22 protein-coding genes and 1 tRNA gene are annotated in these 19615 nt (G+C 70.7%); 12 read left to right on the top strand and 11 right to left on the bottom strand.

Going from position 1 to position 19615, the window contains the following annotated elements:
• Position 1 precedes the first annotated feature (1 nt).
• Positions 2-157 carry a hypothetical protein gene (locus tag ACTOWL_RS02065; protein ID WP_441319523.1) on the top strand — a complete coding sequence of 52 codons (156 nt, stop codon included), beginning with the start codon at positions 2-4 and terminating at the stop codon, positions 155-157.
• 84 nt (positions 158-241) lie between these two features.
• On the opposite strand, the gene ACTOWL_RS02060 is transcribed toward ACTOWL_RS02065, so the two are convergent.
• Positions 242-973 (bottom strand): phosphotransferase enzyme family protein, encoded by a 732-nt coding sequence (locus ACTOWL_RS02060; protein ID WP_441319522.1) that lies wholly within the window; start codon positions 971-973, stop codon positions 242-244.
• Between the two features lie 264 nt (positions 974-1237).
• Here ACTOWL_RS02060 and ACTOWL_RS02055 point away from each other — a divergent pair, with 264 nt between their 5' ends.
• Positions 1238-2239, top strand: a complete 1002-nt coding sequence (locus tag ACTOWL_RS02055) for a hypothetical protein (RefSeq protein ID WP_441319521.1) — start codon at positions 1238-1240, stop codon at positions 2237-2239.
• A gap of 63 nt (positions 2240-2302) precedes the next feature.
• Here ACTOWL_RS02055 and ACTOWL_RS02050 read toward each other — a convergent pair whose 3' ends face one another.
• Positions 2303-2719, bottom strand: coding sequence for a hypothetical protein (locus ACTOWL_RS02050; RefSeq protein ID WP_441319520.1), 417 nt, complete (start codon positions 2717-2719; stop codon positions 2303-2305).
• A 187-nt stretch (positions 2720-2906) separates the two neighbouring features.
• Entirely contained in the window at positions 2907-4223 is a 1317-nt protein-coding gene (locus ACTOWL_RS02045; RefSeq protein WP_441319519.1) for an MFS transporter, read from the bottom strand.
• A gap of 245 nt (positions 4224-4468) precedes the next feature.
• Here ACTOWL_RS02045 and ACTOWL_RS02040 point away from each other — a divergent pair, with 245 nt between their 5' ends.
• The 3 genes from ACTOWL_RS02040 to ACTOWL_RS02030 all read left to right on the top strand — a co-directional run bounded on the left by ACTOWL_RS02040 (position 4469) and on the right by ACTOWL_RS02030 (position 6444).
• On the top strand, positions 4469-5068 hold the full coding sequence (locus ACTOWL_RS02040) for a class I SAM-dependent methyltransferase (protein ID WP_441319518.1): 600 nt from the start codon (positions 4469-4471) through the stop codon (positions 5066-5068).
• Positions 5069-5141: 73 nt separating this feature from the next.
• Positions 5142-5969 (top strand): hypothetical protein, encoded by an 828-nt coding sequence (locus ACTOWL_RS02035; protein WP_441319517.1) that lies wholly within the window; start codon positions 5142-5144, stop codon positions 5967-5969.
• Positions 5970-5973: 4 nt separating this feature from the next.
• Positions 5974-6444 (top strand): GNAT family N-acetyltransferase, encoded by a 471-nt coding sequence (locus ACTOWL_RS02030; protein ID WP_441319516.1) that lies wholly within the window; start codon positions 5974-5976, stop codon positions 6442-6444.
• Positions 6445-6456: 12 nt separating this feature from the next.
• Here ACTOWL_RS02030 and ACTOWL_RS02025 read toward each other — a convergent pair whose 3' ends face one another.
• Positions 6457-7644 (bottom strand): acetyl-CoA C-acyltransferase, encoded by a 1188-nt coding sequence (locus ACTOWL_RS02025; protein ID WP_441319515.1) that lies wholly within the window; start codon positions 7642-7644, stop codon positions 6457-6459.
• Between the two features lie 90 nt (positions 7645-7734).
• On the opposite strand from ACTOWL_RS02025, the gene ACTOWL_RS02020 reads away from it, so the two are divergent.
• Genes ACTOWL_RS02020 through ACTOWL_RS02005 form a run of 4 tightly spaced genes read left to right on the top strand, consistent with a single transcriptional unit; the run spans position 7735 to position 10535 of the window.
• Positions 7735-8331: a TetR/AcrR family transcriptional regulator gene (locus ACTOWL_RS02020; protein ID WP_441319514.1), complete on the top strand. Its 597-nt coding sequence runs from the start codon at positions 7735-7737 to the stop codon at positions 8329-8331.
• A gap of 56 nt (positions 8332-8387) precedes the next feature.
• The gene (locus ACTOWL_RS02015; RefSeq protein ID WP_441319513.1) at positions 8388-9254 is read left to right on the top strand and encodes an alpha/beta fold hydrolase; all 867 of its coding nucleotides are present in this window, start codon (positions 8388-8390) and stop codon (positions 9252-9254) included.
• A gap of 59 nt (positions 9255-9313) precedes the next feature.
• Entirely contained in the window at positions 9314-10213 is a 900-nt protein-coding gene (locus tag ACTOWL_RS02010; RefSeq protein WP_441319512.1) for an isopenicillin N synthase family dioxygenase, read from the top strand.
• A 37-nt stretch (positions 10214-10250) separates the two neighbouring features.
• Positions 10251-10535, top strand: coding sequence for a DUF1488 family protein (locus ACTOWL_RS02005; RefSeq protein ID WP_441319511.1), 285 nt, complete (start codon positions 10251-10253; stop codon positions 10533-10535).
• A gap of 24 nt (positions 10536-10559) precedes the next feature.
• On the opposite strand, the gene ACTOWL_RS02000 is transcribed toward ACTOWL_RS02005, so the two are convergent.
• A complete protein-coding gene (locus tag ACTOWL_RS02000; RefSeq protein WP_441319510.1) occupies positions 10560-11069 on the bottom strand; it encodes a hypothetical protein in 510 nt (169 codons plus the stop codon).
• A gap of 190 nt (positions 11070-11259) precedes the next feature.
• Here ACTOWL_RS02000 and fhuF point away from each other — a divergent pair, with 190 nt between their 5' ends.
• Positions 11260-12006, top strand: a complete 747-nt coding sequence (gene fhuF / locus ACTOWL_RS01995) for a siderophore-iron reductase FhuF (protein WP_441319509.1) — start codon at positions 11260-11262, stop codon at positions 12004-12006.
• A gap of 7 nt (positions 12007-12013) precedes the next feature.
• Here fhuF and ACTOWL_RS01990 read toward each other — a convergent pair whose 3' ends face one another.
• From ACTOWL_RS01990 to ACTOWL_RS01965, 6 genes are all read right to left on the bottom strand, one after another.
• Positions 12014-12799 carry a gamma-glutamylcyclotransferase family protein gene (locus tag ACTOWL_RS01990; RefSeq protein WP_441319508.1) on the bottom strand — a complete coding sequence of 262 codons (786 nt, stop codon included), beginning with the start codon at positions 12797-12799 and terminating at the stop codon, positions 12014-12016.
• 170 nt (positions 12800-12969) lie between these two features.
• Positions 12970-13045: transfer RNA gene (locus ACTOWL_RS01985), tRNA-Lys, on the bottom strand.
• Positions 13046-13126: 81 nt separating this feature from the next.
• The gene (gene coaD, locus ACTOWL_RS01980) at positions 13127-13645 is read right to left on the bottom strand and encodes a pantetheine-phosphate adenylyltransferase (RefSeq protein WP_441319507.1); all 519 of its coding nucleotides are present in this window, start codon (positions 13643-13645) and stop codon (positions 13127-13129) included.
• A 14-nt stretch (positions 13646-13659) separates the two neighbouring features.
• Complete coding sequence (gyrA, locus tag ACTOWL_RS01975; RefSeq protein ID WP_441319506.1) at positions 13660-16431, bottom strand: DNA gyrase subunit A; 2772 nt, start codon at positions 16429-16431, stop codon at positions 13660-13662.
• Positions 16432-16532: 101 nt separating this feature from the next.
• Positions 16533-17930, bottom strand: a complete 1398-nt coding sequence (locus ACTOWL_RS01970; protein WP_441319505.1) for an MATE family efflux transporter — start codon at positions 17928-17930, stop codon at positions 16533-16535.
• A 113-nt stretch (positions 17931-18043) separates the two neighbouring features.
• Positions 18044-18988: a LysR family transcriptional regulator gene (locus tag ACTOWL_RS01965; RefSeq protein ID WP_441319504.1), complete on the bottom strand. Its 945-nt coding sequence runs from the start codon at positions 18986-18988 to the stop codon at positions 18044-18046.
• Between the two features lie 207 nt (positions 18989-19195).
• Here ACTOWL_RS01965 and ACTOWL_RS01960 point away from each other — a divergent pair, with 207 nt between their 5' ends.
• Positions 19196-19381: a hypothetical protein gene (locus ACTOWL_RS01960; protein WP_441319503.1), complete on the top strand. Its 186-nt coding sequence runs from the start codon at positions 19196-19198 to the stop codon at positions 19379-19381.
• Positions 19378-19614 (top strand): hypothetical protein, encoded by a 237-nt coding sequence (locus ACTOWL_RS01955; protein ID WP_441319502.1) that lies wholly within the window; start codon positions 19378-19380, stop codon positions 19612-19614. Before ACTOWL_RS01960 ends, ACTOWL_RS01955 begins: the two co-directional genes overlap by 4 nt.
• The last annotated feature ends 1 nt before the right edge of the window (position 19615 follow it).

Below are 19615 nucleotides of genomic sequence, written 5' to 3'. Positions count from 1 at the left end.
CATGCCGGTCTTCGGTATTCCAGGCTGGGTTTGGATCAATCTCACCCTCCTCGTCGCGGCGGCAATCTTCGTCGGGGTGAACATCGCTGCTGCGGAGACGGCCGGACGGCAGAAGCCGGAGCCTGTTTCGGCGGATCTCGGGCGGGCGATCAGGTGAGACAAGCCGGGGGCGAGGGTCCATCCCCTCACCCTCGAAGCTGATCACGACATCCGCTGCCGCCTCTCGATTCGCTGCCGCTACTCAGACCGCTCGAACTGCGGCAAGCCGCTTGATGGCGTGCTCGTCGTCCCAGCAGACGGCGGCTTCCCATGCGGCCGATGCTTGCGCGGCGATGTCATGCGCGCCGCCGTCGAGACCGGCGGCGTTGTGGGGCAGCACCAGGTCGAGGTCGGGGACGTCGACATGCGACTCGTCCCAGTCGATCAGCGCGACCCGGTCCGCGGTCATGCGGACGTTGCCGGGGTTGAGGTCGCCGTGGACGACGCATGTCCGACGTCCGATCAGCCGCGCCCACGCTGCCCGGCATCGGGCAACGCCCTCGGGCGGCATCGCGGCGAGGTCGATCTTCGTCCCGGTCTCGGCGTGCAGGAGGTCGGTCGACGACCGCCAGCCCGGGCGCTGCGGCCAGCCCTGCGTCAACCGGTGCAGCCGGCGCAGCGTGTCGGCCACGCGACGCCAGTCGGCCTCCGTCTCGGGCGGCCCGCCCTCCACATATGTCATCACCACCAGACCGTCCGCGAACAGCCGGCCGTCCGGCGTCGGGATCGGCATCGGCACGGTCAGGCCTTCACGGTCGAGGTGTCGGAGGAGCTCGGTCTCCCAGGCGAGATCGGCGTCGCTCCTGGCACCGAGACGACCGACCGCGAGCTGCCCGTTGACGCGCACGCTCCACACGTCGTTGGCAACTCCGCCGGCGAGCGGTTCGATGCGAGCTGCGTCTTCACCCCACTGCCCGAGTGCCTTCCATCCCACTGGCGACATCTTCGACCAACCCGATTGGTGCTTGACCTCAACGCGAGAGCACACCGGTCCGGCATGGTTCTCGCCGGATCGCTCTTCGGCCGTGCATTCCCGTCGACCCGCCGCGATATGCCACAGGATCCCGGCTTGCGGAAGGCGCAACGGGGCGAGACCACGGCGGCGGTCGAGACGCTCATCGGGTTCGCGCGACGGCGGTGCGGCAGCAAATTTCGATTCTCGCTTGACTCTGTGTTCCTGTTTTGTTCTAATGATGGGATGGTCGATCGCGCGATCAAGACCCGGACTCCCTTCGCCGCTTCGCCGGCCACGGACGAGGCCGACCTCGCGCTGCTGTCCCGCATGGCCGCTCTCGCCGAGGCGCTGGCCGCGGGCTTCCAGGCCCAGGGCGTCGCCGCCCTCAAGGCCGGCGATCTCGACCGCGCCGGGAAGGCCGAAGGCGGCTTCAGCAACCTCTTCCTCGGCATCCGCCGCGCCATCGCGCTGAAGGCCAGGCTGCGCCAGCAGCGGGAGGAGACGCGGCGCAAAGCAGAGGCCCACAAGGACCGGCGGCAGGACCAGAAGGACCGCCGGCGCCACGCCGTCGCCGAGCGCATGTCCCGCGCCATCGCCGCCGGAAAGCCCGAGGCCAGGGAAAGGCTCACCACCGAGCTCTGGGAACGGCTGACCGAGGACGACCGCATCGACGCCGACCTCGCCGACACCGCCCTGCCGATCGAGACCCTGGTCCAGTGGCTCGGCCGTGAGATCGGTGTCTCCCGCCGCGCCCTCGCCGCCGCCCTCGACCCGAACGGGCCGAAGGCCGATCCGGCCGGCGCCGGCCCGAAGCCATGGGACGAGATCCCCGGCCATGCCGCCGCCAATCCGCCCCCGCCGCCGCGCAGATACGACTATACCCCCGGAACCTACCGCACCATCCCGGCCGCCGACCTCGGCCTGCCAGGGGACGAGATCTACAACCTCAACACCACCACCGGCGAGATCTTCGCCCCCGGCGGCAAGCTCTTCCGCAAGCTGGACGACCGGCCGCCCGATCCCGGCGGCGCCGGGCCTCCCGCAGCCGCTGGGCCGCCCGATCCCCAGCCGCCGCTCGATCCGGAGGAAGCCGAATTCCAGCGCCAGGCCGCCTATGCCAAGCGGCACGGCATCATGCTGCTCAGGCCGCCCGCCCTGGCGCGGCGCCTGGGCCTGCCCGAGCATGGGACAGCCGACGGCGGCCCCGGCCCCGGGAACCGGAGCGTGGCGGACAAGGGGCCGTGAGCATCGGACGCGGGGATCCGGCCCTGCCGCGGCTGGGCCGACGCGCGGCCGGCATCCGGGACCTCAGAGCAGCGGCGCATCCGCGGCGACGAGCAGCCAGGGCAGGGCCAGGCCGGCGGCCCGGCCGATCGTCGACCAGACCGGGCCACGCGTCTCGACCAGGCGGTCGAGGTCGATCACCAGCACCTCGTGCCGGCCGGTGTCGCCGGCCGCGGCCCAATGGTTGATGCGGTTCGATCCGTCGATCACCCAGAATTCGCCCGACCGGCGGGCCAGCAGCACCGGCCCCTGCAGCCCCCAGGGCTCGGTCCGGTCATGGCGTCCGCCGCCGTGACGCGCCAGCGCCTCGGTCGACCACAGCTCCCGGAAGATCGTCCAGCGGCCGTCACCGGGCGGCAGCGCGCCGAACCGCTTCGCCAGCAGGCGCCGCAGCACGTTGCGGCCCAGCCACGCACCCCGCCGGCGGTGGTTCCGCAGCACGCGCCAGACCTCCCGCCACAGGCGATCCCGATACCGCAACCGCAATCCCCCGTCCCGCCCCCGGCCGGCCGGGCACGCCGAGATGCGACGCCCTGGCAACCGAGGGTTGAAGGCGAAGATTACAGTTTTGTGATATTCGCGCCAACAGGCTGGTGCGGGGAGACCTCCCCTCGCCCGAGACCGCCCGTCATCGGTCCATCCGGGTCAGGTCCTGGTCATGCGTCTCGCGGATCAGCCAGACCGCGACCAGGCTGATCACCACGGCGATGCTGATATAGCCGCCGACCCAGCCGAGCCCGCCCTGCTCGACCAGCGTCTGGGCAATGTAGGGCGCCAGCGACGCGCCGAGAATCCCGGCCAGGTTGTAGGTCAGCGACGCCCCGGTGTAGCGCACCCGGGTCGGGAACAGCTCCGGCAGGAAGGCGCCCATCGGGCCGAAGATCAGCCCCATCAGGAACAGGCCGAGGCACAGGAACAGGGTGACCAGCAGCATCGAGCCGCCGCCCAGCAGCGGCGCCAGGGCGAAGCCGAACAGTGCCGTCAGGATGCCGCCGACGATCAGCACCGGGCGCCGCCCGATCCGGTCGCTGAGCCACGAGGAGAGCGGGATGCCGAGGCCGAGGAAGATGATGGCGAAGCATTCCAGCCCGAGGAAGGTCTGGCGCGAATAGCCGAGTGTCTTGGTGCCGTAGCTGAGCGAGAACACCGTGGTGATGTAGAACAGGGCGTAGCAGGACACCATCGCCAGCGTGCCGAGGATGGTGACCCGGGTGTAGCGGGTCAGGACCTCGCCGATCGGCACGCGCACCCGCTCCTGCCGCTCCATCGCCGCGCGGAACACCGGCGTCTCGACCAGCTTCAGCCGGACATAGAGGCCGACCGCCACCAGCACGGCGCTGAGCAGGAACGGCACCCGCCAGCCCCAGCTCCGGAACTGCGCCTCGTCCAGCCCCAGCGCCAGCAGCAGGAACAGGCCGTTGGCGGCGAGGAAGCCGATCGGGGCGCCGAGCTGCGGGAACATGCCGAACCAGCCCCGCTTGCCGGCCGGGGCGTTCTCCACCGCCAGCAGCGCCGCCCCGCCCCATTCGCCGCCGAGGCCCAGCCCTTGGCCGAAGCGCATCAGGCACAGCAGCGCCGGCGCCAGCCAGCCGATCGTGGCATAGCCGGGCAGCACGCCGATCAGCGTGGTCGAGACGCCCATCAGCAGCAGCGACGCCACCAGCGTCGCCTTGCGGCCGACCCGGTCGCCGAAATGGCCCAGCAGGGCCGAGCCGACCGGCCGGGCGACGAAGGCGATGGCGAAGGTGGCGAAGGAGAGGAGCAGCTGCGCCGCATCCGATTCCTCGGGGAAGAACACCGGCCCGAACACCAGGGCCGCCGCCGTGCCGTAGATGTAGAAGTCGTAGAACTCGATGGCGGTGCCGACCAGGCTCGCCATCACGATCCGGCCGGTGGAATTAGCGGCGGCCGGCGCGGCCGTCCTGCCGAATGTTGTCTCTGTCATGGGCGACTGCACCGATTGTTGCGCTGGGCGCGGAACGGGGCACCATTTCTGGCGGGCGGGAGCGCCCCGTCAACCGCCTGCCGCCCGGCTGCCCCCCGCCCCCGGCATGGCAGCAGCGCGCCCACCGGGAAGCGCCGCCGGTCCGCGATGATCTTGCGATCGGCGCCGGAACGGAGCATCAAGCGTTCGTCGCCCGGAGGATCGGACGCCTCCATCCGTTCGACGTCGCAAGGACCCGTTGCTCGATGACCGACCACAAAGCCGGCCAAGACCGGCCGGACATGAACCCCTGGCTGTTCTTCCGCCGCTGGCTCGCCAACCCCCGCGAGGTGGGATCGGTGGCGCCCTCCTCGCCCGCCCTGAAGCGCCGGCTGACCCAGGAGATGGTGCGCGCCCCCGATGAATATGTGATCGAGCTGGGCGGCGGCACCGGCGCCATCACCCGCGGCATCCTGGAGCGCGGCGTTCCGGCCGATCGCCTCTACGTGATCGAGATCAACCCGGAGATGGCGCAGCATCTGCGCGACATCTTCCCGGGCATCCACGTGATCGAGGGCGACGCCCGGCGCCTGGCCGAAATCCTGCCGCCCGAGGTGGTCGGCAAGGTCGGCACCACGGTGTGCGGCATCCCGATGCTGCTGCTGACGCTGGAGGAGCAGAAGGCGATCCTCGATTCGGCCTATTCAGTGATGCCGAAGGGGCGACAGGTCGTGCTCTACACCTACGCCCTCTCCTCGCCGCTGCCGCGCGACAAGCTGGGCCTGACCGGCCGGCGCGTCGGCTTCGTCCCGGCCAACATCCCGCCGGCCTCGGTCTGGGCCTATCGCCAGCGCGGCGCCGGCTGACGCGCCCCGCTCCGCTTCCGCCGCCCCGCCGGACAGGGCATACTGGGCGCTTGGCTTCGGAGGATGTGCGACGATGAAACCCTCGCTTCTTCTGGTTGCTGCATTCGGGATCGCGCTCCCGGCCCATGCCCAGGCTCCCGCCTATCATGTCCAGCTCCAGGTCAACGCCACCACCGAGGTGAGCCGTGGATCCTGCCGGATCAGCACCGGCGTGATCGGGACCTATCCCGACAGTCCCGGCCGGCTGGCCATCGGCACGCCGGTCGACCTGTTCATCCCCTGCGGCACGGCCGGGGCGTCGTTTTTCGAGGCCCGGCTGGTCGGCGGCCCTGGCGGCCTGCAGCCCGACGGACCGGGTGCGCTGCGGCCGCTGGCGACCCCGGTGGCCCTGCCGGCCGGCCCCGCGGCGCCGCGCCTGGTCCCGCCCTCGCTGCAGTTTCGGCCGCAGCCGCAGCCGCAGTTTCAGCCGCAGCCGCGGCAGGTGCTGATCGCCCCGACCACACCCGTGACGCCGCGGGTGGCCTCGCCGTTCACGGCGCCGCGGGCTGTGCCCCAGCCGATGATGCCGCTGCCGGCGAACGCGGTGGCGCCGTCGCGCCCGCTGGTGATCCAAGGCGCGGCGCCGGCAGTCCCGGTCGCGGTGCAGCCGCGCACCGCCTTCACCCCGGCGCCGGTCTCCACCTTCGCGACCCGGTCGCCGCCGCCGGTGCCGGCGGCCCAGGGCAGCGACACGGCAACGATGCGCCCGGACGCCGCGATCGTGCTGAGCTTCGGCCCGGTCAACGCGGCCCGGGCCGGGGCGTCGCATCGCGTCGTGCTGCCGACCGACCCGAGCTATCCGGCGCTGCTGACCCAGCTGGGCGGCATCGCGCCGGGCCAGACCAAGACGCTGCCGCGATAGCACGGTGCCGGTGCTGCCGTCCTTCGAGACGCCGCGGCTGGTGCTGCGGCCGCGGACCACGGCCGACCTGCCGGACTGCCTCACTATGGATCGTGATCCGGAGGTGGTGCGCTACATCGACGGGCCCTGGGCCGATCCGGCGGCGCATCGCGCGTTCGTCGAGGCGCGGATCACTGCGGCTTATCCGGACGGGCTGGGCTACTGGACCGTGCGGACCAGGATGCCGGAAGCCGCCTTCCTCGGCTGGGTGCTGCTGATCCCGCTCGACGGCACCGGGCCGGAGATCGAGATCGGCTGGCGCTTCAATCGGGCGAGTTGGGGCCAGGGCTACGCCACCGAGGCCGCGGCGCCGGTGCTGGCCCACGCCCGGGACACGCTGGGAGTCGCGCCGATCGCCGACATCCATCCGGACAATGCGGCCTCGATGCGGGTGGCCGAGAAGAGCGGCGACGGCGCCATCCGCTACGCCGGCTAGGCCGGGGCGGCCTCAGGCCCGCTCGATCGCGATCGCCGTCGCCTCGCCGCCGCCGATGCACAGCGCGGCGACGCCGCGGCGCAGGCCGTGGCGCTGCATCGCCGCCAGCAGGGTGACGATCAGCCGGGCCCCGGTGGCGCCGATCGGGTGGCCCAGGGCGCAGGCGCCGCCATGGATGTTGACCTTGTCATGCGGCAGGTCGAGGTCGCGCATCGCCGCCATCACCACGCAGGCGAAGGCCTCGTTGATCTCGAACAGGTCGACCTCGCCGGCCCGCCAGCCGGCCCGGTCGAGCAGCGTGCGGATCGCCCCGATCGGCGCCGTGGTAAACCATTCCGGCGCCTGGGACCGCGTGGCGTGGCCGCGGATCGTCGCCAGCACCGGCAGCCCCAGCCGGTCGGCGACCGAGCGCCGGGCCAGGACCAGCGCCGCGGCGCCGTCGGCATTGGCGCTGGAGCTGGCGGCGGTGATGGTGCCGTTCGGGCGGAAGGCCGGCTTGAGATTCGGGATCTTGTCGGCCGACAGCGATTTCGGGTTCTCGTCCACCGCGATCTCGGCCGGGCCGCCCTTGCCAGGGACCGAGACCGGCGCGATCTCGGCAGCGAAGGCGCCCTCGACGATCGCCGCCTGGGCCCGGCGCAGCGAGGTCGCGGCATAGGCATCCTGGTCATCGCGGCTGAAGCCGTAGCGGGCGGCCGTGGCCTCGCCGAAATCGCCCATCGCCCGGCCCTTGTCGTAGGCGTCCTCGAGCCCGTCCAGCGCCGCATGGTCGAAGATCCGGCCATGGCCGAAGCGCAGCCCGTCGCGCACGCCCGGCAGCAGCCAGGGCGCGTTCGACATGCTCTCCATGCCGCCGGTGACGACGATGTCGGCGGAGCCGGCGGCGATCAGGTCGCGGCCGAGCATCGTCGCCTTCATGCCGGAGCCGCAGACCTTGTTCACGGTGGTAGCCCCGACCGAATCGGGCAGGCCGGCGCCGCGGGCCGCCTGGCGCGCCGGGGCCTGGCCCTGCCCTGCCGGCAGCACGCAGCCGACCAGCGCCTCGTCGACCTGCGCCGACGCGACCCCGGCCCGGGCCAGGGCCGCGGCGATCGCGGCGGCGCCGAGCTGCGGCGCCGCCAGCGGCACCAGCGCGCCGCGCAAGCGGCCGAGCGGCGTGCGAGCGGACCCGACGATCACGACGGGATCTTCGGCGGACATGGGAAGCCCCTTGGACAGTGAGATGATGCTCACAATATGATAAGCATCATCTAAGAAGGCAATGTCCAGGCGGGGAGACCGGAGGCCGGCATGCGTTACAGCAAGGACCACAAGCAGGAGACGCGGGAGCGGATCATCCGCACCGCCGCCAAACGCTTCCGCGAGGACGGGGTGGAGGCGGTGGGCGTCGCCGCGCTGATGGCCGATGCCGGGCTGACCCATGGCGGCTTCTACGCCCATTTCCCGTCGAAGGAGGCGCTGGTGGCCGCCGCCTGCGCCGAGGGCTTCGGCGAGAGCCAGACCCGCCTGCGCCGGATCGTCGAGGGCCAGCCGCCCGGCGAGAAGCTGGCGGCGCTGGCCGAATCCTATCTGTCGCAGGCCCATCGCGACCATCCGGGCCAGGGCTGCATCGCCGCCGCGATCGGGCCGGAGATCGCGCGCCACCCGGCCGAGACGCGCGCCGAGTTCACCCGTGGTCTGAACGGCCTGCTGGAGCTGGCCGCGGCGGCGCTCGAAGCCGATGGCGGCGACCCCGCGGCGGCGGCGCAGGCGGTGGCCGCCATGGTCGGCGCGCTGACCCTGGCCCGCGCTGCGGCCGACGAGACGCTGTCGGACCGCTTCCTCGACAGCGGGATGCAGGCCGTCCGCGGCCTCGCGCCGCGCCGGAAGGAACCCTCGCCCGGGTGATATGATCCCGGCTCCTCGCGAGTCGGTCCCACTTCACGTCACCGGGAGCACCCATCATGTTTCGTGGTCTGGGAAGAACCCTGCTGAGCGCCGCCGTCGCGGCCGGCATCGGTCTCGCGGCGCTGACGGCGCAGGCGGCCGAAATCTGGCAGACCCTGCCGGATCCGCCGCCGCTGCCCAAGCCGGCCGAGAGCGGCGCGGCGCCGATCAACGACATCCAGATGTACTACGCCGTGTTCGGCACGGGCCGGCCGGTGATCCTGCTGCATGGCGGCCTGTCCAACTCCGACTACTGGGGCAGCCTGGTGCCGGCGCTGACCGCCCAGGGCTTCCAGGTGATCGTCGCCGACAGCCGCGGCCATGGCCGCAGCACCCGCTCGGCCCAGCCCTACAGCTACGACCTGATGGCGTCGGACGTGGTGGCGCTGCTGGACCATCTGAAGATCCCGAAGGCCGACCTGGTCGGCTGGAGCGACGGCGGCATCATCGGGCTCGACATCGCCATCCATCATCCGGAGCGGCTGAACCGGCTCTACGCCTATGGCGCCAATTCCGACCTGACCGGGCTGAAGCCGGATTTCGACAAGAACCCGACCTTCGCCGCCTTCATCGAGCGCGCCGGCACCGAATACCAGAAACTGTCCAAGACACCGGACCAGTATGACGGCTTCCTGCAGCAGATCTCGCAGATGTGGGCGACCCAGCCCGATTTCACCGCCGACCAGCTGCGCGGCATCAAGGTGCGCACCGCGATCGCCGACGGCGAATACGACGAGGGCATCAAGCGCGAGCACACGGAGTACATGGCGCGCACGATCCCGGGCGCGGAATTGCACATCCTGCCCAATGTCAGCCATTTCGGCATGCTGCAGAACCCGAAGGAGTTCGACGGCGACGTCATCACATTCCTGACCGCGAAGTAGGTCGTTGACCGGGTGACCGGCCCCCGCCACCCTGCCCGCTCCACCAGCACGGGGCAGGCGTGGCGACGGATTTCCAGCGGATCCCGGTGATCGACATCGCCACCGACGGAGCATCGGCCGAGATCGGCCGGGCCTGCGAGACCGCCGGCTTCTTCTACGTCACCGGCCATGGCGTGCCGGCGGTGGTGGTCGACGAGGTGGTCGCCGCCGCCCGCTGGTTCTTCGCCCGGCCCCTGCCCGAGCGGGAAGCGCTGGACGTCGCCGGGTCGCCCTGCTTCCGCGGCTATGTGCCGATGGGCATCACCGGCCCCGGCGTGCCGCGCCGGCTGCTGGAGGCGTTCCAGGTGATGCTCGAGCTCGGCCCGGACGACCCTGAGGTCCAGTCCGGCAGCGTCATGCACGGCCCGAACCGCTGGCCGGAAGCCAACCCCGCCTTCCGGACCGCGCTGGAGGCCTATTACGCCGCGATGACCGGGCTGACCGACCGGCTGCTCGGCGCCTTCGATCTCGATCCCACGTACTTCCAGCCCTATTTCCGCAAGCCGCTGACCCAGCTGCGCCTGCTGCACTACCCGCCGCAACCGCCGGACGAGGCGGTGCAGGGGGTCGAGGCGCACACCGACACCGGCGCCTTCACCATCCTGCTGCAGGACGGGACCGGCGGGCTGGAGGTGCGCAACCGGGGCGGCGACTGGATCGCGGCGACGCCGGTGCCGGGCAGCTTCGTCATCAGCATCGGCGACATGATGCAGAGCTGGACCGACGGCCGCTTCGTCTCCACCCCGCACCGGGTGGCCAACCGCTCCGGCCGCGACCGGATCTCGGTGCCGTTCTTCGCCAATCCGGACTACGGCGCCGTGGCCGTGCCGCTGGGCGGCGACCGCAGCCGGGCGCTGGCCTGCGGCCCGCATGTCGAGGCCGCCTACCGCGCCGCCTGGCCGCTGGCGGAACGGGCCTGACATTGCCGCGCCGCGCGGCGGGCTGGTAGAAGGCGCCATGGCCCGCCCGATCTTCACCTTCCCCGAGGACGCCACCTGGAACGAGGCCCGCCAAGCGGTCGAGTTCGGCGTCGAGGTCGGCGACTATGCCGGCCGGGTGTTCCTGCCGGCAGCGGCGCTGCGCACCCTGCTCGGGCACCGCCCGACGCCGGCCGAAGCGGTCGAGATCTATCACCACCACCGCGCCGGGATCGAGCGCGCGGCGGAGCTGCGGATCGAGGAGCGGCGGCTGGACCCCGACGCCAATGTGACGCTGGACGGGCGCGACCTGCGCCGCCGCTGACAGGCGATCGCCCGATCCCAGCCATCAGCGCTCGATCGGCGGATCGAAGGCGGTCAGCCGGGAGCCATTGGCCCAGAGAACCGTGTACCCACGCCGCTGCAGGCAGGATTCGACCCGCAAGCTGTCGCTCGGCACCGGGTCGTCGGCGAGCGATTCGCCCCATCCGTTGAAGCCGGCAGCCGCGCCGGCCAAGCCTCCCCAGCCGGCCGCGTCGCGGGTATTGCCGCCGAACAGAGCGGCGCCGCCGCCGGCGACGCCGGCCCCGATCGCTATCGCCGCCAGGACGCGCATCGCGCCGCTGGGTCCCGATGCCCGTTGTGGTGATGACGCCACCTGCTCCTGGCAGACGGCGAGATCCCCCTCATATCGAGCGCCGCCGTCGATCGAGGCCGAAGGGTCGATCTCCGGCCGGATGTCATAGACGCTGCAGGCGACGAGAAGCGCCGGGATGAGAGACATCGCAGCGGTACAGATCAGGGCGCGCGGACCGGCCGCCCCGGCCCGCCCGCGGGCACGCTGGTTCTGAGGCTGCATGGCATGGAACTCAGAAGTTGCAGTTTATATATATCAAAAATAGTTTTAGATCCCGCTATGCTATTTTTATCCGATCCCTACAGCAGCCATGCAACTTCCCTTGTCGGCGCCTGATCTGCGATAGAGTTGCGATTGCATCTTAGTTGCGATATCGACGGCCGATGGTTTGCCACCGAACGCCTCCGCGGACATGATCGAGATCCTGCGGCCGATCTTCACCGGCGACCTGGCCCATTGCGGCGAGGCGGTGGTGCTGCCGGACGATGAGCGCCCCGCCCTGCCCGGCGGCAGCCTGCTCGACCCGGCGGCGATCGACCGAGTGCTCGACGCCTATGCCGGCCGGTATCCCGGAGCGGATCGGCGCGCCGTCGCCTCCTTCTGGTCGCAATGGTATTTCGCCCGGCTGCTGCCGCCGGTGATGGCGGCGAGCCTGCTGCTGGGCCGCCGCTTCCCGATCGCCCTGGCGGAGATCGGGGTGATCCGGGCGCCGGAGGGCCACCCGATCGCCTTCCGCATGGCGCATGACGGCGAGCCGGACGATGAGATGGACGCCTTCCGCCGCTTCGACCGGCTGATCGGCGGCCATATCGAGCCCTTCATCGCCGCCTGGGCACAGCACACGCGGGTGGCGCCGCGCCTGTACTGGAACAACGCCGCAGTCTATCTGGACTGGATCCTGGGCGAGATCGCTGCCCATCCGCTGGCCGATGGCGACCTGGCCGTCGAGGCCAGCCGGCTGCTGTCCAGCCGCGAGCGGCCGGATGGCACGCCGAACCCGCTGTTCGACCCGATCCAGACGATCGAGGAGGACGGCGAGGCGAAGCGCTGGCGCCGGCTGTGCTGCCTACGCTACCGGCTGCCGGAGGTCGCCGAATGCGGCACCTGCCCGCATCTGCGAGCCCGGCTGCGCAGGGCCCCGGCACAGCAGGTCGCCTGATGACGTCTCATTGCGCGGCGGGCGCCAGGTTGCGGATCGCGTAGACCTCGGGGAACAGGCGGTCCTTGAAATGGGGCGCCGCCGGGGCCGTCTCCTCCAGCAGCTTGTCCACGGCCGCGTAGTTCTTGTCGTAGACCCAGGGTCGGCGCGGCAGCTCGCGGTCGTTCAGCCAATAGCGGTTCCAATCCGCCGTCGTCTCGATCAGCTCGCGGGCGTAGTCGGGGCCGTATTCCAGGGCCCCGTCGATGACGACGTCGACATAGGATTGCAGCAGCGGATAGTCGGCCGAAGGCGGCTGCAGCCCCTCGCCCGGCACGCCGTCCTTGCCGACCGAGACATAGACCCAGATCTTGCCCTCGGCGGGCACCTGCTCCCAGGACACGCCCTCGATCGCCTCGCGCGGCACCTCCATGCGCTTGTAGCCGGCCTCGCGCGCATCGAAGGCGCCCATGTCGTTGCCCTCGACCGGGTACAGCACGCCGTTGATCGTCGTCGCCTGCTCGCCGGGGCCGGGCCTGCGCAGCCCGAGGGCGGTGAAGCCCGACCTGGCGCGGTCGACCCAGGCCCTGACATAGCCGAAGGAGGCGGAGACCCGCACCGGGATCGCATCGATCGGCTTGCTGGCGGTGGAGTTGCGGGACGCTGTGTTGATCAGCGATCCATAGCCGAAGATGAAGTTCTGCGGCTGGCCGGGCAGCTTCTTGCCCCACCACTCGGCCGCGCCGGCGCCGGACGCCGTCGCCGCCAGCATGAACAGGGCAAGCCCGGAGATCATCAGGTCTCTGCGGTGCATGGTGAATCGTCCCCCTTGGATCGGATCCATCGGCCGGCCGGAGCCGCCGGGCGAGACCGGCAGACAGTCCGGAAATGCGGACGCCGCCTGACCCCCATCCGACAGAGTGGTCGCCAAGATGCCGCGACGGCAAGCGGGCAGACGCTTCGGACGAACGGGCGATGAAGGGATGGTGAGCCGGGTGGGACTCGAACCCACGACCAGGGGCTTAAAAGGCCTCTGCTCTACCGACTGAGCTACCGGCTCACACTGCCGGCCCGGGCTGTCCCCGGGCGAGCGGGCCGCACATTAGGGAGGCACCGCCGGACGGTCAACACCCGCGCGCTGTTATTCCGCGACGAACCCCTTGCGCGCGAACTGTTCGTTCAGGCGCTTGGCCACCAGCGGGCTGACGAAGGGGGCGATGTCGCCGCCCAGCCGGCCGATCTCCTTGACGAAACGCGAGGAGATGAACTGGTAGCGGTCCGACGCCATCAGGAACACCGTCTCGATCACCGGATTGATCTTGGCGTTCATGCCGGCCATCTGGAACTCGTACTCGAAATCCGAGACGGCGCGCAGGCCGCGCACCACCGTGGTGGCGCCGACCGAGGCGGCGAAGTGCATCAGCAGGACGTCGAAGGAGCGGACCTCGATCGAGATCCCCTGGGCCACCAGGGGCGCGACGTCGGCCCGCACCAGCTCCACCCGCTCATCGGTCGAGAACAGCGGGCCCTTGCCATCATTGCGGGCCACGGCGACGACCAGATGGTCGACGATCCGTGTCGCCCGCTGGATGATGTCCATATGGCCCTTGGTGATGGGATCGAAGGTGCCGGGATAGACCCCGGTGCGCCCCTTGGACATCCGTGCGGCTTTCCTTATGCGCCGTCGCCGCCCGACGCGGCGCCGTCCGGTTGCTCATCTGCGGCCTCGCCGGACGCTTCGTCCTCGGCCGCATCACCGCCGTCGCCGTTCTCCTCCGGCACCGAGGCCACGGAGACGACATGCTCGCCGTCGGCGACGTTGAACAGCCGCACGCCCATGGTCTTGCGGGCGGCGATCCGCACATCCGCGACCGGGCAGCGGATCAACTGGCCGCCATCGGTGACCAGGATGATCTCCTGGTTCGGCGAGATCGGGAAGCAGGCGGTGACGGCGGTGTTCTTCTCGCCCATCGCCATGGTCCAGATGCCCTTGCCGCCGCGGCCGGTGATCCGGTAGCCGTAGGCGGAGCTGAGCTTGCCGAAGCCTTCCTCGCTGACCGTCAGGATGAACTCCTCGACGGCCTCGAGCTCGGCGAAGCGGGCCGGGTCGAGGTCGTGCTCCTCCACCGTCTCGCTGTCCTCGCCGTCGGTCTCCTCGCCCTCGGCCCGGCGCGCCGCATTGGCCATGCGCAGGTAGTTGGCGCGCTGGTCCGGCGTGGCGTCGAGATGGTGCAGGATCGAGATCGAGATGACGTGGTCATCCTCACCCAGGCGGATGCCGCGCACACCGTCCGAATCGCGGCTCTTGAAGACGCGGACATCGGTGACCGGGAAGCGGATGCACATGCCGACATGGGTGGCCAGCAGCACGTCCTGGTCGTCGCGGCAGACCTTGACGCCGATCAGGCTGTCGCCCTCGTCCAGCTTCATCGCGATCTTGCCGTTGCGATTGATGCTGGTGAAGTCGGCCAGGCTGTTGCGGCGGACACCGCCGCTGGCGGTGGCGAACATGACGTAGAGCTGGTCCCAGGTGCTCTCGTCCTCCGGCAGCGGCATGACGGTGGAGATGGTCTCGCCCTGTTGCAGCGGCAGCATGTTGACCATCGCCTTGCCGCGCGACTGCGGCGTGCCGATCGGCAGGCGGTAGACCTTGAGCTTGTAGACGATGCCGCGGCTGGAGAAGAACAGCATCGGCGTGTGGGTGTTGGCGACGAACAGGTCGGAGACGAAATCCTCCTCCTTCGTCGCCATGCCGCTGCGGCCCTTGCCGCCGCGGCGCTGCGCCCGGTAGGTCGACAGCGGCACGCGCTTGATGTAGCCGCCGTTGGAGACGGTGACGACCATGTCCTCGCGCTGGATCAGATCCTCGATGTCGGCCTCGAATTCGAGGTCGAGGATCTCGGTCTTGCGCGGGGTGGCGAACTGCTCCTTCATCTCGAGCAGCTCGGTGCGCAGGATCTCCAGCAGCTTCTCGCGGCTGGCCAGGATCGTCAGGTATTCCTGGATCTCGGCGACGATGGCGCGCAGGTCGTCGCCGATCTTGTCGCGCTCCAGCCCGGTCAGGCGGTGCAGGCGCAGGTCGAGGATGGCGCGGGCCTGGGCCTCGGACAGGCGGTAGGTGCCGTCCTCGGCCAGCGGGCGGCCCGGTTCGTCGACCAGCGCGATCAGCGGCGCGATCTCGCCGGCCGGCCAGGCCTTGGCCATCAGCTCCTCGCGCGCCGTCTGCGGGTCGGGCGCGCGGCGGATCAGCTCGATCACGTCGTCGATGTTGACGACCGCGGTGGCGAGGCCGACCAGGAGATGGGCGCGCTCGCGGGCGCGGGTCAGCAGGTAGCGGGTGCGCCGGGTGATCACCTCCTCGCGGAAGGCGATGAAGGCGTCGATGATCTGCTTCAGGTTCAGCAGCTCGGGCCGGCCGCCGAGCAGCGCCAGCATGTTGACGCCGAAGGAGGTCTGCAGCGGGGTCGAGCGGTACAGCTGGTTCAGCACCACGTCGGCGCTGGCGTCGCGCTTCAGCTCGACGACGATGCGGACGCCGTCGCGGTCGCTCTCGTCGCGCAGCTCGGAGATGCCCTCGACGATCTTGTCGTTGACGACCTCGGCGATGCGCTCCATCAGCCGCGACTTGTTCACCTGGAACGGGATCTCGGTAAAGATGATCGCTTCGCGGTCCTTGCGGATCTCCTCGATCGACGACCGGGCCCGCATCACCACGCTGCCGCGGCCGGTGGCGACGGCCGAGCGGATGCCGGAGCGGCCGAGGATCATGGCGCCGGTCGGGAAGTCCGGACCCGGCACGATCACGTTGAGCTCCTCGATCGTGATCGCGGGGTTCTCGATGGTGGCGAGGCAGGCGTCGATCACCTCGCCCAGATTGTGCGGCGGGATGTTGGTGGCCATGCCGACGGCGATGCCGCCGGCGCCGTTGACCAGGAGATTCGGGAAGCGCGACGGCAGCACCGTCGGCTCGGACTGGGTCTCGTCGTAGTTCGGCTGGAAGTCGACCGTGTCCTTGTCGATATCGTCCAGCATCGCCTCGGCGGCCTTGGCCAGGCGCGCCTCGGTGTAGCGCATCGCCGCCGGCGGGTCGCCGTCCATCGAGCCGAAATTGCCCTGTCCCTGGATCAGCGGCAGCCGCATCGAGAAGTCCTGCGCCATGCGCACCATGGCGTCGTAGATCGCGGTGTCGCCATGCGGGTGATACTTACCCATGACGTCGCCGACGACGCGGGCCGACTTCTTGAACGGCTTGGTCGAATCGTAGCCGCCCTCCTTCATCGCGAACAGGATGCGGCGGTGCACCGGCTTGAGGCCGTCGCGCACATCCGGCAGGGCGCGGGAGACGATCACGCTCATGGCGTAATCGAGGTAGGAGCGCCGCATCTCCTCCTCGATCGTCACCGGGGTGATGTCGAAGTGTGGCGGCGTGGTGGGACGTTCGGTCAAATCACTGTCCGGGCTGACAAAAGGACGTGCCCGGACAGCGTGCCGGGCGCGGCGACGCTAGCACGTTTCCGCACCTGCGAACAATCGCGCCGGAGCAGCCTTCAGGCGGCCGCGCCGGCCGCCGCGGAAGCCCGGGCATCGCCGCGCGCCAGCCGGTGGAAACGGCCGGCCAGGAGGCCGACGGAGACCACGCTGGCGATCAGGATCGCCTCGAACAGCCCGACCGCGCCGCGGTCGAGATGGACGCCCAGGAACCAGCCCAGCGGCGTCATCACCACGACATAGGAGATGGTGTGCAGGAAGGTCGGCACCACCACGTCGCCGCGGCCGCGCAGCGCGTTGGCCATCACCACCTGGCCGCCATCGACCACCAGGATGAAGGCCGCCACCAGGATCACCGGCACCAGCAGCGGGATCAGCGTCGCGTCGGTGGTGTAGGCCTCGGCGATCGGCCTTGCACCGAGCCAGAGCACGGCCCCGAGGCCTGCCATGGCGACGGAGTTGACGCCGAGCCCGACCCAGCCGGCCAGCACCATGTCCTTGAGGTCGCGCCTGCCATGGGCGACGCCGACCCGAACCGCGGTGGCCGCGCCGAGGCCGAGTGCCACCATGAAGATCAGCGAGATCAGGTTGAGGCCGATCGAATAGGCGGCGAGCGGCAGGGTGCCGAGCAGCCCGGCGAAGAAGGTCAGCGCGGTGAAGGCCCCAGCCTCGAGGAAGATGCTGGCGCCGCCGCCATAGCCGAGCCGGCGCTGCTGAGCCCATTCGTGCCAGCGCCAGCCCTGCCAGCGCCGGACGCCGAAGCCCGCCTGACCCGGCATGACCCAGACGTAGCCGACGAGGCAGACGGCCAGGAAGATGCGGGAGGCGGTGCTGGCCCAGGCGGCACCATCCGCACCGAGCGCGGGGAAGCCCAGATTGCCGAACACCAGCAGCCAGTTGACCAGCGCGTTCAGCAGGTTGGCGGCGATCATCGCCACCATGCCGGGCAGCGGCCGCTTCAGCCCTTCGAGGAAGAAGGCGGTGACGGTGTAGACCGCCGCCGCCGGCATGCCCCAGCCGAGGATGATGGCGATCTCGGCGCCAGCCCTCGACAGCTCCGGCGTCTGCCCGGTCAGGATCAACACCGGTTCCAGGAAATGGCACAGCACCGCCATCACCAGGCTGAACGCGCCACCATAGATCAGGGAGCGGTGCCAGACGGCGCCGCACTCCTCAGGCCGGTTGCGGCCGAGCGCGTTGGCGGTCATCACCAGGGTGCCGAGCACGAGGCCGGTGCCGGTGGCCATCATCAGGCCGATCGGGGCGTTGGCGATCGACAGATGGGCCAGGTCGGCGCTGCCGTAGCGGCCGACGAAGAGGGTGTCGACCAGCGCCATCAGGATCAGGCCGGCGCGGGCGATGATGACCGGCAGCGCCAGGCGCAACAGCTCATGGACATGTCGCCGGACCCGGGCGCGCATCCAGCTTTCGCCCGGCCGGATCGGAACCTGGTACATCGCCGGCGCCTCTCCCTTGGAGCGGCACCCTAGCAGAGCGGAGGGGCGGAGAGAGCCGTGCAAACGCCGGCCAGCCATGCAGCCGGGCGATGCAGTCCCCCCGGCGGCTGATCTCAGGCCAGGACCGCCGCGCCGGCCCGGTCCGCCGCCCCGGCCTCGCCCTCCAGCAGCCGGCGCTCGGCCGCGAACAGGGCGGCGATCGCCTCCTTGGCCCGGGCGACGCGAGGCGAGCGTCCGACATCCTGGTGCACGATCAGGCGGTAGCGGTGCTCCATTGCCGGCACGATCGGCGACACCCGCACCAGATCCGGATGGGCGTCGCCGACGAAGCACGGGATCAGCGCCAGCCCGGCGCCGGACAGCAGCACCGACAGCATCAGGTCGGTCGTGGTCAGGCGCAGGATGCGGGTGTTCCCGGCCAGGGCGAGCTGCCGGTCGAGCGGGTAGCCGTCGACGTCGCTGCCGACCCGCACCCGATCGCTGTCATAGATCACCCAGTCACAGACGCCGATGCGCGCCTCGGCCCAGGCTTCCGGATGCCGGTCGACATAAGCCCGCGCGCCGTAGACGGCATAGGCTGAGCGGGCGACCAGGCGGGAGCGCAGGCCCGGCAGATCCGGCACGGCGGCGTAGACACCGAGATGCACCGAATCGCCGGCGAGATCCGGCATCTGGCGCTCGAAATCGAGGGCCAGGTCGATGCCGGGCAGCGCCTCGCGCAGCCGGGCCAGCCGTTCGGCCAGGAAGCGGCTGGCCCAGCCGCCGGCGGCAACCCGCACCAGCCCGGTGCCGGAATCGCCCTGGATCCGGGCCTCGCGCTCCAGCGCCGCCGCCGACTCCGCCATGGCGCGCAGATGCGGCAGCAGCGCCCCCCCGGCCGCGGTCGGGCGATACCCGTCGGCGCTGCGCTCGAACAGGATCAAACCCAGCCGCTCCTCCAGCGCCTGGACCCGGCGGCCGATGGTCGGCTGGCTGAGGCCGAGGCGCCGCGCCGCCGCCGACAGGCTGCCGGCCTCGGCCACTGCATGGATCACCCGCAGATCGTCCCAATCGGTCACGGCCGGCCTCACCTTTGTAAGCTGAACGGAAACGTACAATTCCTCCTCGATATTGTCGAATGGTGTACGCCAGCGTTCACCCATCTTCTGCTCCAAGACCGCCCGATGCGTCGGCCCGGCCATCTCTCCTGACAGGATGTTGTCAGGAGGGGTGGCGTAGTGTTCCACCATCGCCTCGGGGTCGCCGGGGCCGAGATGGAGGATCCGATGGCCGTTCTGACGGAGGTGGTGATGTACCGGGCCCGGCCCGGCGCCGCGGCCGAGACCGTGGTCACGGTGTCCGACGCCACCGGCCCGGTGATCATCGGACGATACGGCATCGACACGGTTCCGCTGCCGGCGCCGAAGGCCGCCGCCTGCCCGTTTTCCATGGCTTCCAGGAGATCGTCATGAGCACCCATGTCCTGCGCCTGCCGCTGCGTCAGCGCCCCGCCGGCCTGCTGGAGCGGATCTGGCGCCGCATCGCCGGCGGACCGGCTCGCTCGGCCGCGCGGCAGAACCAGCTGCGGCTGGAGACGCTGAGCGACTCCGCCCGCAGCGACCTAGGCCTGCCGCTGGACGCGGATTTCGACGCCGCGCTCACCCGCATCGGCCTGATGGCCATCGCCGGGCGGACCCTGCTGTGAC

The sequence above is a fragment of the Inquilinus sp. CA228 genome, assembly GCF_052078665.1.
Classification (GTDB): Bacteria; Pseudomonadota; Alphaproteobacteria; order DSM-16000; family Inquilinaceae; genus Inquilinus.
This window is presented reverse-complemented; position numbering and strand designations above follow the sequence as displayed.